This window comes from Pyramidobacter sp. CG50-2 (assembly GCF_003612005.1).
Lineage (GTDB): Bacteria > Synergistota > Synergistia > Synergistales > Dethiosulfovibrionaceae > Pyramidobacter.
Window position 1 is genome coordinate 1 of sequence record NZ_RAWT01000063.1, and the last position, 14,402, is coordinate 14,402.

A 14,402-nucleotide genomic window follows, 5' to 3' on the forward strand; every position below is an offset into this window, starting at 1 on the left:
CAGTTTGGCTTCGATCTTCTTGTTGCGATTCTTTTTCCGCGCTGCTTCGATTTCCGCCTGCTGTTCCGATGTGATCTCGTATTTTACGGGCATTCTCCATCACCTCGGGTGCATTATAACTGAGGTACGGGAAGTTTGGCTATACTATAAAGAAGTAGTATAAGTTTTCAGGAAATATTTTTCATGCGGGAACGCCGAAAACGCTTTTGATTTGCGCCGCGAAGCGGCGGTAAGTTCTCCGTGCCTCCGCAGCGGCTTTTGTTTTACCGGCGCAGCCGCGCCAGCGCGTCGGCCATGCGGCGCAGGGCTTCCTGGAGCTGGCTCATGGACGTGGCGTAGGACAGGCGCAGATAGCCGGGGGCGAAGAACGCTTCGCCGAAGACGACGGCGATTTTCGCTTCTTCGAGCAGGTAGTCGGCCAGATCCCGCGAAGAATCGACGCGGTATTTCCCGAGGCGCGCGCCGTAGAACGCCGTCACTTTCGGGAACAGATAGAAGGCGCCGCGCGGTTTGACCAGCTCCACGCCGGACATGGCGCGCAGCGCTTCACAGGCGAAATCGCGGCGGCGCTGGTATTCGGCGCGCATCGCTTCGACCGCGTCCTGCGGGCCGGCCAGTCCGGCGAGGGCGGCTTTCTGGGCGATGCCGTTGGGGGCTGAAGTCATGTGCCCCTGGATGTCGGCGATGGCCTTGGCCACGTCGCCGACGGCGGCCGAGTAGCCGAGGCGCCAGCCGGGCATGGCGAAGGCCTTGGAGAAGCCGTTGATCGTGACGGTGCGGCGGCGGACTTCTTCCGAGACGGAAGCCACGGAGAAATGCCGCGCGCCGTCGTAGATCAGCTTTTCATAAATTTCGTCGGCGATCAGGTAAAAGTCTCGCTCGCACGCCAGCGCCGCCAGATCGCGCAGGGAATCTTCCGCGTAAACGGCGCCGGTGGGGTTCTGCGGCGTGCAGATCAGCACGGCTTTGGTGCGCGGCGTCAGCGCCTCGCGCACGACTTCGGGTTCGAGGGCGAATCCGTTTTCGGGACGGCAGGGCAAAAAGACCGGCCTCGCGCCGGCCAGCTTGATCATCTCGCTGTAGCTGACCCAGCCGGGCGTGGGCAGGATCACCTCGTCGCCGGGATTGCAGAGCGCCAGGAGCGCGTTCTGCAGCGCCTGCTTGGCGCCGGTGCTGACGCAGATCTCGGAGGGCGCGTATCGCACGCCGTTGTCGCGTTCCAGTTTAGCGCAGATGGCGCGTCTCAGCTCGACGATGCCGGGCACGGCGGTGTACTTCGCAAAGCGCGCTTCCACGGCCGCGACGGCGGCGGCGCAGACGTTTTCCGGCGGCGGAAAGTCAGGCTCGCCGATGTTGAGCTTGATCACGTCCACGCCCTGCGCGGCCAGCTCTTCCACGCGGGCCGAAAGCCCGATCGTGGCCGAAGGGACGATATTTTTCGCTCGCTCTGAAATCATTGCGGTCATCTCTTTTCCAAATCAAATGAAGGGGGAAAGAACCTTTTCGCCGCCAAAGGACGAAAGGAACAAAAGGGAAAAAGCCGAAACGGGACGTCTGCTTATCGTTGTTCCGCGTCTCCGCGTCCGTCGTTTTTCGGCGCGGGCCTGTTGGGCCGGCGGCGGCCCGACTGGCGGCGCAGCACGCCGCGGACGATGCGGATCACCTGCGAGGCCGTGCGCTCCAGGTCTTCGCGCGAACGCTGGAACGACTGCGAAGTGGTGCATGGCCCCGCCGTGATCGGAAAAACCGCCGTCAGCCCCATGCTCATGAGCGGCCCGATGTGTCCGCGCACGCAGCCCACCAGAGCAACCAGCGGCACGCCGGCGGCGCGCGCCCGCGTCGCCAGGCCGGAAATCACCTTGCCCTGCGCCGTCTGGTGGTCGATGCGCCCCTCGCCGGTGAAGATCACGTCGGCGCGCCTGATCTCGCTGTCGAGGCGGACGACTTTGGCCAGCAGGTCGACGCCCCTGACCAGCTTCGCGCCGAGCAGGCCGGTCAATCCCGCGCCCGCGCCGCCGGCCGCGCCGCCGCCGGGCAGGTCGAGCACGCTGCGGCCGGAAGCTCGTTCGATCGCGGCCGCAAATCGGCGCAGCCCAGCGTCGAGGCGCTGCACGGTCTCCGCCGTCGCGCCTTTCTGCGGCCCGTAGACCGCCGCGGCGCCGCTGGGGCCGCAGAGCGGGTTCTGCACGTCGCAGGCGAGCAGCAGCTCCGTCTCCGCAAGACGCGGGTCGAGGCGCGACACGTCGATGCGCTCGACCTTTTCCAGCGATCCGCCGCAGGGCGTCAGCTCGCCGTCGGCGGCGTCGAGAAAACGGGCTCCCAGCGCGGCGAGGATGCCCATGCCACCGTCGTTGGTGGCGCTGCCGCCCAGCCCCAGAACGATGAAACGGCAGCCCGCGTCGAGCGCGGCGCGGATCTGTTCGCCCGCTCCCAGCGAAGTGGTGCGGAGCGGATCGCGCTGACCGAGAGGGATCAGCGGCAGCCCTGAGGCTGCCGCGATCTCCACGACCGCGCCGCGGTCCGGCAAAAGCCCCCAGCCCGCTTCGACGGGCTGCCCCAGCGGCCCCGTGAAGGGACCGCGTACCGTCCGTCCGCGCATCGAGCGCACGAAAGCTTCGACGGTGCCTTCGCCGCCGTCGGCGATGGGCAGGATCTTCAGATCCGCCCACGGGCAGCCGCGCCGCACGCCGCGGGCCACGGCTTCAGAAGCTTCGAGCCCGCTGATATTCCCCTTGAACGAATCCATGGCGATCAAAACTCTCATCGATTTCACCTCCCGGCCGGGAAAAAAAGCAGCCTGCGCTCATTTTAGCGTATCTGCCGGCGAAAAGGGAGGTTTGCGCAGACGTTTCCGGACAGAAGTCTGACAAAAACTCGCATTCAGAGTATAATTTTCGTGATACACCGTTTCCTTTCGCTGTTTCAGCGAAAAATATCCTCAGATGAAGTCGAGGTGTGTGGAAAATGAACAAAGCAAAAATGTTCGTCGCTTCGCTGGCTGTCCTCTGCCTGTCCGCCGGCGGCGCGGCGGCGATGACCCAGAGAGAATTCGTCGATCTGTGCCGCGACGGCAGCCCGGCCGAGATCACGCTGGCCCTCCGCGATGAAAAGCTGTCGCCCGTCAAGGCCGCCAGCGGCGTGACGCCTCTGATGGGAGCGGCTTCCGCCCGCGGCGCGGCCGCCTCGGTGGAAAAACTGCGGCTGCTGATCGACGCCGGCGCCAAGGTCAACGTCGCCGACGGCAACGGCATGACCCCGCTGATGTACGCCGCCCAGTTCGGCGACAGCCCCGACGTGATCCGTTTCCTGCTTTCGGCCGGCGCCAACCGCGAGGCCCAAGACCGCCGCGGCTGGACGCCGCTCGCCTTTGCGGCGGCCAAGAACAGCTCCGTCGAAATGGTGAACGCCCTCGTCGACGCCGGGGCCGATATCGACGCCCGCGCCCGCGACGGCGCCACGCCGCTGCTGCTGGCCCTGCGCGGCGGCGCCAACCGCGGGGCCGTGATCTCGCTGCTCGATTCGGGCGCCGACCGCAAGGCGAAAGATCTGCCAGGGCGCGCTCTGAACGACTATTTCAAAGCAAGCCGCTTCAAGGGCGATGCCGATATCGCCGCCCGCCTTCAGGACGCCGCCGGTCAGAAACCCCTTGAGCCTGCGCGCCTCGTCCAGCTGTGCCGCTTCGGCAGCGCCCAACGCCTGCGCTCCGCGTTAAAGGCCGGCAGCGATCCCAACGCCGCCGTCGACGGCCTGACGCCGCTGATGTGGGGCGCCCGGGACAACCGCGATAAAAACGTGCTGAGCGCCCTGATCGACGCCGGCGCCGACGTCAACGCCCAGGATCCGGAAGGGCGCACGGCCCTGATGTACGCCGTGAAGAATCCCGCCGCCGTTCAAACCCTGATGAACGCCGGCGCGCGTGCCGATTTGTTCGACAAAAACGGCCGCAGCGCCCTCGAATACGCCGGGGAAGCCGGCGTCAAAATCGACGAGCTGGGCGGACTGAAAGCCGCGGTCGAGAACCACCGCGCCCGGGCGGACTACGAAAACAGACTCGGCGCCCAGAAGGCCGAATCCGAGAAAAAAATCGCCGAGCTGACCCGACAGCTCGAGAAAGAACGGACTGTCCATCAGGTGACGAAGGACGCCGCCCGCCAGGCCGAAGAGGAAGCCCAAGCCGCCGCCGAACACGCCGCGGCCGAGAAGGCCGAACTGGCCAAACAAATTGAGACGGCCCAAGCCCAAATCGCCGCGCTGAACCGGCAGCTCGAATCCGAAAAGGCGGCCCACCAGGCGACGAAAGACGCGGCCGCGAAGGCCGCCGAAACGGCGAAAGCCGAATTGGCCGAAGCCGCTACGGCGCTCGCAGCGGCAAAAGCCTCCGTGGCCGAACTGAACGGACGGATCGAAGCTGAAAAGGCTGCGGCCGACGAAGCCGCGAAAGCCGCCGCGGCCGAGTCCGACAAAGAGCTTGCCGCCGCCCAAGCCCAAATCGCCGCGCTGATCCGGCAGCTCGAATCCGAAAAAGCGGCCCATCGGGCGGCGAAAGACGCGGCCGCGAAAGCCAACGAAACGGCGAAAGCCGAATTGGCCGAAGCCGCTACGGCGCTCGCAGCGGCAAAAGCCTCCGTGGCCGAACTGAACGGACGGATCGAAGCCGAAAAGGCCGCGGCCGCGAAGGCCGACGAAACGGCGAAAGCCGCCGCGGCCGAGTCCGACAAAGAGCTTGCCGCCGCCCAAGCCCAAATCGCCGCGCTGACCCGGCAGCTCGAATCCGAAAAGGCGGGCCGCCAGGCGACGAAGGATGCCCCGCTTTCCCCCGCCGAAGAAACGAAAAAACCTCTGGGCGGCCTCCTTGGCCTGCTTCGGCGCGCAGGAAGCGCGCCGAAGGAATAGCCCTCCGCGCTGAGTAAAAAAGAGCCTGCGCCCGGATCGCTGCTGACGATCCGGGCGCAGGCTCTTGACGTTGTTCGGGAGGGCGGTTATTTCTTCATGAATCCCTTGCCGGCGTTCCACGCCTGGCCGACCTTTTCGCCCGAAACGCAGGAGCCGGACTGGAACTGATCGAAGATCAGCGCCTTCAATTTGGCGAGTACGATTTTTCCTCTCATAAACGGCGATACAGTTCATAAAAAAACGACGCGATATCCGGGGCCCATGCCTCTCTTTTGCGCTTGTCGCCGAGGATAAGAAAAGATAAAATTATGCGCATGTGCAAAAGCGGATCCGCTTTTCTTTTTTCGAACGGGTCGTTTCCCCGATCGGACCGGGCGGCGGCAACTTTGAAGCGTGCAGGGGGAAAACGCCGCCAGAGAGGACCCGCGCAAAAGGCCGCGGGACGATCGCCGGGATGTTGCGGCCTCGATCGGGATCGGCCTTTCGCTGGCCGATCCCGACGGAGACGAAGCGATCGCGGCGGGCACGACATAAGAGACGAGGGGCAGGAGTTAGTGTATGAGTATGAGAAAAACGGCCGCGCTGGCGCTTTCGGCGGCGCTTTTGGCGGCACCCGCTTATGCGGACGGTTTTGCGGTGTACGAGTGGAGCGCCCGCGGCGTGGGCATGGCCGGCGCGATGATGTTCGGCGACGAAGCTTCGCTGATCGCTTACAATCCGGCGGCGATCACGCAGTTCGACGAGAAGGGCAGCTTTTCCGGCGCCGTCACCTACATCGCGCCGCGCGGCTCCGCCGACTTTCTCGACGGCGGCGATAACGTCTTCAAGACGCAGCACAACAAGAACAATCCGGCCTACGTGCCCGCCTTCTTTTACGCGCGTAAAATTCAGCCCAACGCCTGGTTCGGCGTCGGCGTTTACCCGCGTTTCGGGCTGAAAGCCTCCTACGATCCGGGCTGGTACGGCCGTTTCAGCAACCGCAGCATCGAATTCCTGTCGGTTTCCTTCGCCCCCAACGTGGCCTGGAAGCTCGCGCCGTCCCTGTCGATGTCCGTGGGCGCGGAACTGATGTACGCCGGGCTGAAGCTTGACAAGTCGACCCGCCTCGGCGGCGAGACGCCGATCGACCTCGACGGCGACAGCTGGGGCGTCGGCTGGAACGTCGGCCTGAACTGGCAGGCGACGCCCCGGCTCTCGCTGGCGGCGCTGTACCGTTCCGAAGTCAAGCAGACAGTCGAGGGCGACGTGAACCTGTACAGCAGGCTGGGGCAGATCGCCACGCGGGGGCAGGGATCGATCCATCTGCCCGAAAGCTATACTTTCGGCGTCGGCTACAAGTTCAGCGACCGCACGCGCGTCGAGTTCAACGCCGTCAAAACCATGTGGAGCTCCTATGAAGACCTGACCATCAACGTCGCCGTGCCGCCGCCGTATCGCCCTTATCTTGGGGGGATCTCGAACTATCCTTATTATGAAGAAAAAAACTGGCGTAACGGATGGCGCTACCAGTTCGGCGTCGAGCACAAGATCAACGACAAGTGGACGATCCGCGCCGGCTTCGTCTACGACGACTGCTCTTCCTGCGATCCCGACAACGCCGATTTCATGGTGCCCACCGGCACGCGCCGCACCTATACCGTCGGCGCCAGCTGCCGCGTCAAAAACGTCGAGTATTCGCTCGGCTACGGCTACATGGACGTCGGCGACAAACGCATCAACAACGCCGGCGAAAATCACGAAGACGCCTTCACGCGCGGCTGCGACGCCCACATCGTTTCGATCGGCGCGCGCATCGATCTGTGATTTTCGTCTGCAAACGGATATAATTCAAGGGCGGAAGCTGAAAAGCCTCTGCCCTTTTCCTTTATCCGCTTTCCGAAGGAGCGATCTCCATGAACTGGTTTCCCTTTCTCAGTTATGTCCTTGTCTCCACCTTCACGCCCGGGCCGAACAACATCTCCTCGATGTCCAACGCCGGCCGCTACGGCTTCGGCGCCTCGCTGCGCTACCGCCTGGGGATCTTCTGCGGCTTCTTCACCGTGCAGCTGCTGGCGGCTTTGTTCAGCGCCACGCTGCTGGATTATATCCCCGCCGCTCAGCCTTACATGCTGGCTCTCGGCGTCGCATACATCCTCTGGATGGCCTGGAAGACGCTGACCAGCCGATCCGGCGGTGAAGAAACGTCCGCCGCCGACAACGCTTTTCTGTCGGGCGTGCTGCTCCAGCTCGTTAACGTCAAAGTAATTATTTTTGCCGTCACCACTATGTCGACTTTTGTGCTGCCCTATACCCGCTCCGTACTGACGCTGGGCCTTTTCGCACTCGGACTGGCGGGCACGGCCTTCGTCTCGGTCAACTGCTGGGCCGCTTTCGGCGCCGTGTTCAGCCGCGCCCTGCGCCGCCACGAACGCGCCGCAAACGCCGTCATGGCCCTGCTCCTCGCCTACTGCGCGCTGTCGCTGTATCTGTAGAAACAGGCCCGTTCCACGTTTTGCCAATCGCCGGGGCGCGTGCTATAATGCCGCTGTCACTTCGCGGAGGGGTGGCCGAGCGGTCTAAGGCGGCAGTCTTGAAAACTGTTGAGCGCAAGCTCCGGGAGTTCGAATCTCTTCCCCTCCGCCACCGGAAATTTCATGCAAAAAATCGCGGCCGGTCGTCGTTGAGCCAACGCTCTTCGATGACCGGGCGCGATTTTTTTCTCTGCCTCTCTGCACTTCATACTAACGCTATGTAAATATTCTCAATCAAAAGTTTAGCGTCTATCCTCTTAACAAAGAATGAGTATTATTCATTGTTCTCGATAAAAGCAGGGAGATACCTCTTTTCAAGGTCTCTAAAATCGTTAAAACCAACTAATTTTTTGTAGCCATCAAAAGAAACCACAAGTTCCTTTCTGCCTTCAGATGTTCCATTTATTACTGCTTCAAGATAGTCGCTCATGCCTTTAACGGCAGCAAACAATGGACCAACGGGAATACTGATACGGGCTACGCCAATTTCTTTCATTTCCTCAATTGGCAACAAAGGCGTTTTACCGCCTACAACTGCATCAAAGAAGTTAATGCTCACAAGCCCATGGATTTCCTTAACAGCACGCTTTATGTCCTCAATATGACGCGGCGCTTCGACAAAAACCATGTCTGCACCGGCATTCAGATAGGCATTACCACGTTCAATAGCTTTGTCAATACCTTCGACAGCAATAGCATCGGTACGGGCATTAATGATGAAATCTGGATCCATCTGATCTCGTATTTCTTTGCATGCTTTGATCTTCAACACCATTTCCTCAACCGGAATTATAGTCTTACCTTCAAGATGTCCACAACGCTTAGGAAAAGTCTGATCCTCAATATTCATGCCCGCACATCCTGCCTCAATATATCTGCGTGTTACGAACATAGCGTTAATAGCGTTGCCAAAACCTGTATCTGCATCGGCCATCAGCGGGATATCTACCGCATTAGCCATATTGCGGGTCAGCTCCAACATCTCGCCAAAAGAAAGAAACGCCATATCTGGCAGCCCTAGCATTGTTGCTGCCAGCCCAAAGCCACTGGCCTGAACGATTTTAAAACCTGCTTTCTGAATCAGTTTAGCAGAAAGGGAATCATGAGCGCCAGGCGCCATAGTTGCCTCTCTTAAGTTCAGAATCTGCCGTAATTTCGTAGATTTTTTCATTGTATATCCTCCTTCAATGTTTTTTAGATAGTTGTGCATAAGAATGACTATATCAGATCTTGCATCTGCAACCCCCCGCACAGTGTCGAAAGTTGGCATGCGGCTTCTCTCAATGCAGGCAGATAACGTACATACTTTCCGTTTTCATAATCTTCTGCCAATCCTCCAAGATTAAGACTACCAATAATCTGATTGTTCTTGTTAAAGACAGGAACAGCAAGTCCTGCCCCACTGGGAATATTCTCACGGAAACTTGCCGCGTATCCCTGACGCCGTATCTCATCAAGCTGCTTACGTAAAATTTTCACGTCGAGGATACTATGGGATGTCACTGCAACAAAAGGCATATCCTTCAGTATTTCTCCATATTCTTCTTCAGGCAGAAAAGCAAGCAAGACTTTTCCGCTAGCACTGGCATTCAATGGAGAAACCGAACCAGGTTCGATGGCAAAGCGCAACGCCTTTGTGCCATCAGCAATAGCCAGACAGAAACGACAAAATCCCCTTCTTACGCAAAAATGTGAAGTTTCACCTGTTTCAAGAGACAACTGTTCGAGCACGTTCTGAATTACAGCCAAACTTGAATTTTTTCGATCAAACCGATGCCCCAAAAAAGAAACTAGAGGCCCCAACGAATACGTCATTTCGTCTTTGCTAAAGATTAGGAACCCTCGTGACATCAGTGTGCCACAAATTCTGATAATACGGTTTTTCTGCATGCCCGTAAGATCGTAAATATCTTTCAACTTCAACTTCTCATGAGTTAGAAAAAGTTCAAGTACGTCTAATGTACGCAAAACCACATCAATATACCTCTTTGATTCCTTTGCTCCGTCCATTATCCGCACTTTCCCTTCTCAATATGATGACAAAGACAGAAAATATCTCAACGGAAATAACACTCCACATGATATTTCTGTTGATAAATCCTGAATATTATACCTCTTTAAAATCCCTGAATGAAGTTTCAATTTGAGCCACTCAAGGACAGTGTTCAGGACCTCAACATTGTTTCTATCCATCATCAGCATATGAGAGTTACCATGAATCCCTATTTTAGGCAAATCAATTATCTGAGCATCTCCTCCGTGTTGCTGCAGAGCTTCAAAATATTCTGGCGTTCTCTTGTAGTAGGATTCTTCTGTCCATGCGGGCAGTGGTTGATATTTCGTCCCAATATAATCCCCCCATAGACAAAGATGCGGAATACTGCTTTGTATAGAGACGTTTTCTTCCGTGCCGAACGGCAGATGAGCGGGTTCGAGCAATATGCTAGCTTTCACGTTCTCCGGACATCTGGCTGCCGCACATTCAGCATAGAGACAGCCAGCACTGTGAGAAATGAGGATGCATCCCCCTTTCATGGCACTTAGATATTCATTGAAAGCTATTTGTGTCCAGCCACCGGAAGTAGTCCATCGAGGGACTTCCTGTTTCATAAATGTGTCCATATATTCTGTAGGAAATTGCAGTCCCGGGTACACTTCAGGATATGAGGGACCGAAGCGGAATCCTTCCCAGACGTTTTTATAAGTCTTGAAGACGGGCGGCCCCGGATTGATTTCAGGATAACGCGCCCAGCTAGCGCGTCCGCGTTCAACAGAATCGGATACAAAAACGTCAAAACCCCGTCTCAGCAACAGCAGTTCCCAGCCAGGGCGTCCATCCGGCGTCGTCTCCCACGCGGCACCTGTCATTCCTCCGCCATGACACAGAAGAACCGGATAAGGACATCTAGGAACAGCCAACCTTGTGTACTGAACATACATCTGCCCTACCTGGTATTCACCGTTAGGATCCATCTTAGAGACAACGCCGTCAGATGCGTAGCGGACTGTGGAAACAGGGAGTCCGCCGAGGATATGCTTGTGCCCTCCAATAAAAAAGCTCCCCTTATCCTTTATTGTAATTGTATCCATCATTATACTTTGTACTTTCGTTTTCTGCGGAAAGAGAGACTAGCGAGCATAATCTGCGTTGCTGGGAGTATACACAAACGTTCTGTTGCATTCGCCCATGATCTTCACATGTGGATTATTAAGACGCATATATTCTTTGAACTCTTCAGGCGCAGGAGAGCTAGGGGCATAGTGTGACGGAATGGCAACGTCAGGACTGACCCATTGAACAGCCTGTGCAGCTTCGCGAGGATGCATTTCACAAGGATATTGATTCTCGATTTTTGAGATGCCTACGACCATGACGCCAGGCCGATACATCTCTCCGATCAGGCGCATGTCAGAGAAGAGGCTTGTGTCTCCGGTATGGTAATAGGTAACGCTTGGTTCAATATCGATGATAAATCCCAGAGGGAATCCTGTCACAGGATGTTCCCCATTCTGGCAGACGGAAAGATGCTGAGCCCATACAGTATGTACTTTGATTTGACCAAATTCGCGTTCGTCTCCATATATCGTTGCATACACACGTTCAGAAGCGATATGGTGTACATTCTTTGCTACTTGGCAAAGTTCCCAACCGGCAAAAAACTGCGCATGTCCATTCTTTAAAATTTCATAAGTATCTCCCACGTGGTCAAAAGCCGCATGGCTGACCAACAAAAGATCCACATCATACAATTCTTTTACGTCAATTCTGGCGAGGGGGTTTGCAGAAATAAACGGATCAACAAGGATTTTGTATCCGTCTTCCCGTTCAATCAGAATTGCCATACCGCCGAAATAAGTAAATTTAACCGCCATGCTTTGTCACACCTTCTTGCGTAAAGATTAATACATCAGACTCGGAAGCCACGTGATCAGAACAGGAAATTTCATGTAAACAATGATCATTCCCAGCATGATAAACCAGTAGGGAACACAGGCACGGATAACATCATTGAGTGCCGTACCATCCGCAATGCTGTAAACTGTGAAAATATTGACGCCCATAGGCGGTGTGATCTGTCCGATGCTGATTAGAATTGTCATGACAACGCCGAACCATATAGGGTCGATGTTCAATTCATGCATAATGGGATACAGCAGCGGCAGTGTGAGAATCATGATAGACACACCATCGATAAAACAGCCTAGGATCAGATAGAGCACAATAACGATCCAGATGAATGTCGTCTGCGTCATCTGATGTTCAATAACCCACTGTACTGCGCCGCGGGTAACACCGCTGTTGACAAATGCGAAAGAGAGAACCTGTGCACCCACAGTGATAATCATAATCATAACCGTGGATTTGACACTTGATGCCAATGCATCATAAAGCTTTCTGCATGAAAATTTGCCCATGGAAATACAGATAGCAAGTGCCCCCAGGACACCCAGCGCCGCGGCCTCGGTCGGAGTGCAGATGCCAGTATAAATACCGCCGAGGATAAGCACGAGAAGCATCAGCACAGGAACAGATTTCATCACCGCTACAATCCGCTCTTTCAGAGATATGTCAACATGCTCATGCTGAGGAACAAGAGAAGGGTTAAACAGCACTCTGATGCCGATATAGACCATGAACAGCACAACAAAGATAATGCCAGGAACAATACCTGCAGTGAATAGCTTGGCCACAGAAACCTGGAGCATGTCACCGTAAATAATCATCGTAATGCTCGGAGGAATCAGAATACCCAACGTGCCGCCAGCAGCCAGAGAGCCAAGCGAGAGTTCATCGCTGTAATGGCGTTTCCTAAGTTCAGGAATAGCGGCCGTACCAATAGCTGCTGCGGTTGCTACAGAAGATCCAGAAATAGCGCTGAAAATTCCACAACCGATGATATTCGTATGGATCAGTCCGCCAGGGATGCGGCACAGCATAATTGAAATTCCTTTATAAAAGTCATCGCTCAAGCCGCTTCGGAGAATAATCTCAGCCATCAGAACAAACAAAGGGATAGCCGTCAGTGTAAAGCTGCATGAAGCGCTCCAGCAAATTGTTGACAGACTATCGAGTCCGGCAATGCCACTAACCATCAAGATACCGACAACACCAGTCACTGCAAGGGCAATTCCGATCCATACACCACAGATAAGAAGAACTGCAAGAATAACAGAATAAAGCAGAAGATATGACTGCCATTCCATAATTAGATTCCTCCCCTGCTTCTAAAAGTGGCGCATGATCTGAATATTGCCGCAATCAGTTCAATTAGAAAAATAGCAACGCCAATGGGGAGAATACTGTAAGGGACCCACAGCAGTATCCCCGATGCCTGGACAGAAGTAAACTCCATATCCCACGCCTCATAAACGGCTCCGCCTGATTCATAGACAAGCAGTACAAAATATGTCAACGCAAGAATAAGACTAAGGATTTCAAGCATGACACGGATAGTTTGAGACAAATGATTAACGACCATATCGAATTTCAACATTGCGCCTTCTCTCAATGAATATGCCATACCGCAGAATGTAACAGCTACCATCATGTAGGCCGCAAATTCGTCAGCAACTTTAAGCGATGTATGAAAACAACTACGCCCGATGATTTCGCTGGCTAATAGTAAAAACATAGCCAGAATAGCCGCCATAGCAAGATATTTCCCTATTCTTGTTGTAAAGGCAGCAAGTTTGTCAAAAGCCCTGATCATAATTCTTTTCCTCCTACATCAGGTATTAGAATCTTCATTAAGGATGGCATAGGACACCCAGCGCATCTTCTCTGATGCAATTAGAATATGTCTGTCATCCCCTCTTCACAAAAAGTTTTTTACTTGTTAAGCCCTTTGCGAACTTGAATCATAAGGTCTTGGATATCCTTTTTCTGCTTACTTGTCCATTCATCCCAACATTGATGCGCAATATTTTCGGCTTTCTTCACATCTTCGTCAGTCACATAAGTCATTTTGACTCCATCAGCTCTTAGACTTTCTATTGCCGAACTATCTTCAGTAATAAATGTATCGATCATAATCTGTTGATACTTTGCAGCTTTCTCGTCGAGGACTCTGCGGATATCCTCTGACAGCGCCTTATACGCATTCTCATTGACAATAATAAAGCTTGGCGCAAGGTGCATATTCAGAATATATCCGTATCTGAGAAATTCATTCCATTTAACGCCATACATTGCAAAAGCTGCGGTAATTGCACCGTCAACTACATGACGCTGCGCTGCAGGTGCTACCTCTGTCGGAGACATAGTCACCGCTGCACCGCCAAGCTGATTGATAAAGTTCAGTTGGGGCAGGTTATTAGTTCTAATTTTCAATCCTTTCAACGTATCAAGAAAATCTACCGGCACACTGGTCCATATATTCTGAAGCGGCCAAGTATAATAGAAAAGAAGTTTGGCTCTGAATTTTTTAAGATCGCTTTCCAATTTAGGTTTGATCATTTCCATTGTGAGTTTCAATTCATCAAGATCCCTCACAAGGAATGGCAAATCAAAAAGCCCTGCAATAGGCAGCTGACCGGAAACAAGTCCACCATAAGCATCGGCCATTTGAACATGATTTTTGCGGACAGTCATAGGCATTTCTGTTGTAGGATAAGGTAGTTCCTGCGCCGGATAAACATCGATTTTCAGTTCGCCCTTTGTTTCTTCAAATACCTCTTTAGCAAATTGCTGAAACGCTTGAGTACCAGGATTCACTGGTGCTGTAAAAAGATAGAACTTCCACGTTGTAGCTTCGCAAGGAACGCTGCTTCCAAGCACCAGTAAAGAACAACCAATTACCAACAGTTTCCGCATTAGGGCTTGTTTAAAAAACGTCAAAGTTGCCTAAATCGATCCAATCGCTTAAACTTTTCTCATGGAAGAGAGAAGATATGAACTGACCTCCAGCGAGTGGAATCGAATCAAGAGAATGCTGCCGCCCGAACACCCGAAATCAGGTCAACGTGGACGCCCGGCAAAATACGATAACCGCAGGATCA

At 54.7% G+C, this 14,402-nt stretch carries 14 protein-coding genes and 1 tRNA gene; 5 read left to right on the forward strand and 10 right to left on the reverse strand.

Translation table 11 applies throughout. The annotated features are described in order from the left end of the window. Positions 1–263: 263 nt before the first annotated feature. Entirely contained in the window at positions 264–1,457 is a 1,194-nt protein-coding gene (locus D7D26_RS10765) for a pyridoxal phosphate-dependent aminotransferase (protein WP_120373035.1), read from the reverse strand. A gap of 101 nt (positions 1,458–1,558) precedes the next feature. Continuing rightward, positions 1,559–2,764, reverse strand: a complete 1,206-nt coding sequence (locus D7D26_RS10770) for a glycerate kinase family protein (RefSeq protein WP_078016857.1) — start codon at positions 2,762–2,764, stop codon at positions 1,559–1,561. A gap of 200 nt (positions 2,765–2,964) precedes the next feature. On the opposite strand from D7D26_RS10770, the gene D7D26_RS10775 reads away from it, so the two are divergent. After that, positions 2,965–4,893 carry an ankyrin repeat domain-containing protein gene (locus D7D26_RS10775; protein WP_120373036.1) on the forward strand — a complete coding sequence of 643 codons (1,929 nt, stop codon included), beginning with the start codon at positions 2,965–2,967 and terminating at the stop codon, positions 4,891–4,893. Between the two features lie 86 nt (positions 4,894–4,979). Here the strand turns inward: D7D26_RS10775 and D7D26_RS12785 are convergent, their stop codons facing one another. Then, positions 4,980–5,108, reverse strand: coding sequence for a hypothetical protein (locus tag D7D26_RS12785; RefSeq protein ID WP_255415987.1), 129 nt, complete (start codon positions 5,106–5,108; stop codon positions 4,980–4,982). Positions 5,109–5,286: 178 nt separating this feature from the next. Here D7D26_RS12785 and D7D26_RS12360 point away from each other — a divergent pair, with 178 nt between their 5' ends. From D7D26_RS12360 to D7D26_RS10795, 4 genes are all read left to right on the forward strand, one after another. After that, the gene (locus tag D7D26_RS12360; RefSeq protein WP_158606347.1) at positions 5,287–5,427 is read left to right on the forward strand and encodes a hypothetical protein; all 141 of its coding nucleotides are present in this window, start codon (positions 5,287–5,289) and stop codon (positions 5,425–5,427) included. 24 nt (positions 5,428–5,451) lie between these two features. After that, complete coding sequence (locus D7D26_RS10785) at positions 5,452–6,696, forward strand: OmpP1/FadL family transporter (protein WP_120373037.1); 1,245 nt, start codon at positions 5,452–5,454, stop codon at positions 6,694–6,696. 89 nt (positions 6,697–6,785) lie between these two features. After that, positions 6,786–7,364 (forward strand): LysE family transporter, encoded by a 579-nt coding sequence (locus tag D7D26_RS10790; protein WP_120373038.1) that lies wholly within the window; start codon positions 6,786–6,788, stop codon positions 7,362–7,364. 65 nt (positions 7,365–7,429) lie between these two features. After that, positions 7,430–7,515 (forward strand) — tRNA-Ser (locus tag D7D26_RS10795). Between the two features lie 162 nt (positions 7,516–7,677). Here D7D26_RS10795 and D7D26_RS10800 read toward each other — a convergent pair. From D7D26_RS10800 to D7D26_RS10825, 7 genes are all read right to left on the reverse strand, one after another. Further along, positions 7,678–8,574: an isocitrate lyase/PEP mutase family protein gene (locus D7D26_RS10800; RefSeq protein WP_120373039.1), complete on the reverse strand. Its 897-nt coding sequence runs from the start codon at positions 8,572–8,574 to the stop codon at positions 7,678–7,680. Between the two features lie 47 nt (positions 8,575–8,621). Then, entirely contained in the window at positions 8,622–9,413 is a 792-nt protein-coding gene (locus D7D26_RS10805; RefSeq protein WP_120373040.1) for an IclR family transcriptional regulator, read from the reverse strand. Between the two features lie 18 nt (positions 9,414–9,431). Then, entirely contained in the window at positions 9,432–10,493 is a 1,062-nt protein-coding gene (locus tag D7D26_RS12180) for an esterase (RefSeq protein ID WP_147413068.1), read from the reverse strand. A 39-nt stretch (positions 10,494–10,532) separates the two neighbouring features. Next, positions 10,533–11,276: a metal-dependent hydrolase gene (locus D7D26_RS10810; RefSeq protein WP_120373041.1), complete on the reverse strand. Its 744-nt coding sequence runs from the start codon at positions 11,274–11,276 to the stop codon at positions 10,533–10,535. A gap of 27 nt (positions 11,277–11,303) precedes the next feature. Beyond that, positions 11,304–12,608, reverse strand: a complete 1,305-nt coding sequence (locus tag D7D26_RS10815) for a TRAP transporter large permease (protein ID WP_120373042.1) — start codon at positions 12,606–12,608, stop codon at positions 11,304–11,306. A gap of 2 nt (positions 12,609–12,610) precedes the next feature. Further along, on the reverse strand, positions 12,611–13,114 hold the full coding sequence (locus tag D7D26_RS10820) for a TRAP transporter small permease (protein ID WP_120373043.1): 504 nt from the start codon (positions 13,112–13,114) through the stop codon (positions 12,611–12,613). Positions 13,115–13,233: 119 nt separating this feature from the next. Next, positions 13,234–14,241, reverse strand: a complete 1,008-nt coding sequence (locus tag D7D26_RS10825) for a TRAP transporter substrate-binding protein (RefSeq protein WP_120373044.1) — start codon at positions 14,239–14,241, stop codon at positions 13,234–13,236. Positions 14,242–14,402 lie beyond the last annotated feature (161 nt).

Coding starts and splice junctions, on each gene's coding strand:
- D7D26_RS10810 (WP_120373041.1), bottom strand. CDS start 11,276: ATGGCGGTTAAATTTACTTATTTCGGCGGTATGGCAATTCTGATTGAA.
- D7D26_RS10785 (WP_120373037.1), top strand. CDS start 5,452: ATGAGTATGAGAAAAACGGCCGCGCTGGCGCTTTCGGCGGCGCTTTTG.
- D7D26_RS10790 (WP_120373038.1), top strand. CDS start 6,786: ATGAACTGGTTTCCCTTTCTCAGTTATGTCCTTGTCTCCACCTTCACG.
- D7D26_RS10805 (WP_120373040.1), bottom strand. CDS start 9,413: ATGGACGGAGCAAAGGAATCAAAGAGGTATATTGATGTGGTTTTGCGT.
- D7D26_RS10765 (WP_120373035.1), bottom strand. CDS start 1,457: ATGATTTCAGAGCGAGCGAAAAATATCGTCCCTTCGGCCACGATCGGG.
- D7D26_RS12180 (WP_147413068.1), bottom strand. CDS start 10,493: ATGGATACAATTACAATAAAGGATAAGGGGAGCTTTTTTATTGGAGGG.
- D7D26_RS10800 (WP_120373039.1), bottom strand. CDS start 8,574: ATGAAAAAATCTACGAAATTACGGCAGATTCTGAACTTAAGAGAGGCA.
- D7D26_RS12785 (WP_255415987.1), bottom strand. CDS start 5,108: ATGAGAGGAAAAATCGTACTCGCCAAATTGAAGGCGCTGATCTTCGAT.
- D7D26_RS10770 (WP_078016857.1), bottom strand. CDS start 2,764: ATGAGAGTTTTGATCGCCATGGATTCGTTCAAGGGGAATATCAGCGGG.
- D7D26_RS10775 (WP_120373036.1), top strand. CDS start 2,965: ATGAACAAAGCAAAAATGTTCGTCGCTTCGCTGGCTGTCCTCTGCCTG.
- D7D26_RS10820 (WP_120373043.1), bottom strand. CDS start 13,114: ATGATCAGGGCTTTTGACAAACTTGCTGCCTTTACAACAAGAATAGGG.
- D7D26_RS10815 (WP_120373042.1), bottom strand. CDS start 12,608: ATGGAATGGCAGTCATATCTTCTGCTTTATTCTGTTATTCTTGCAGTT.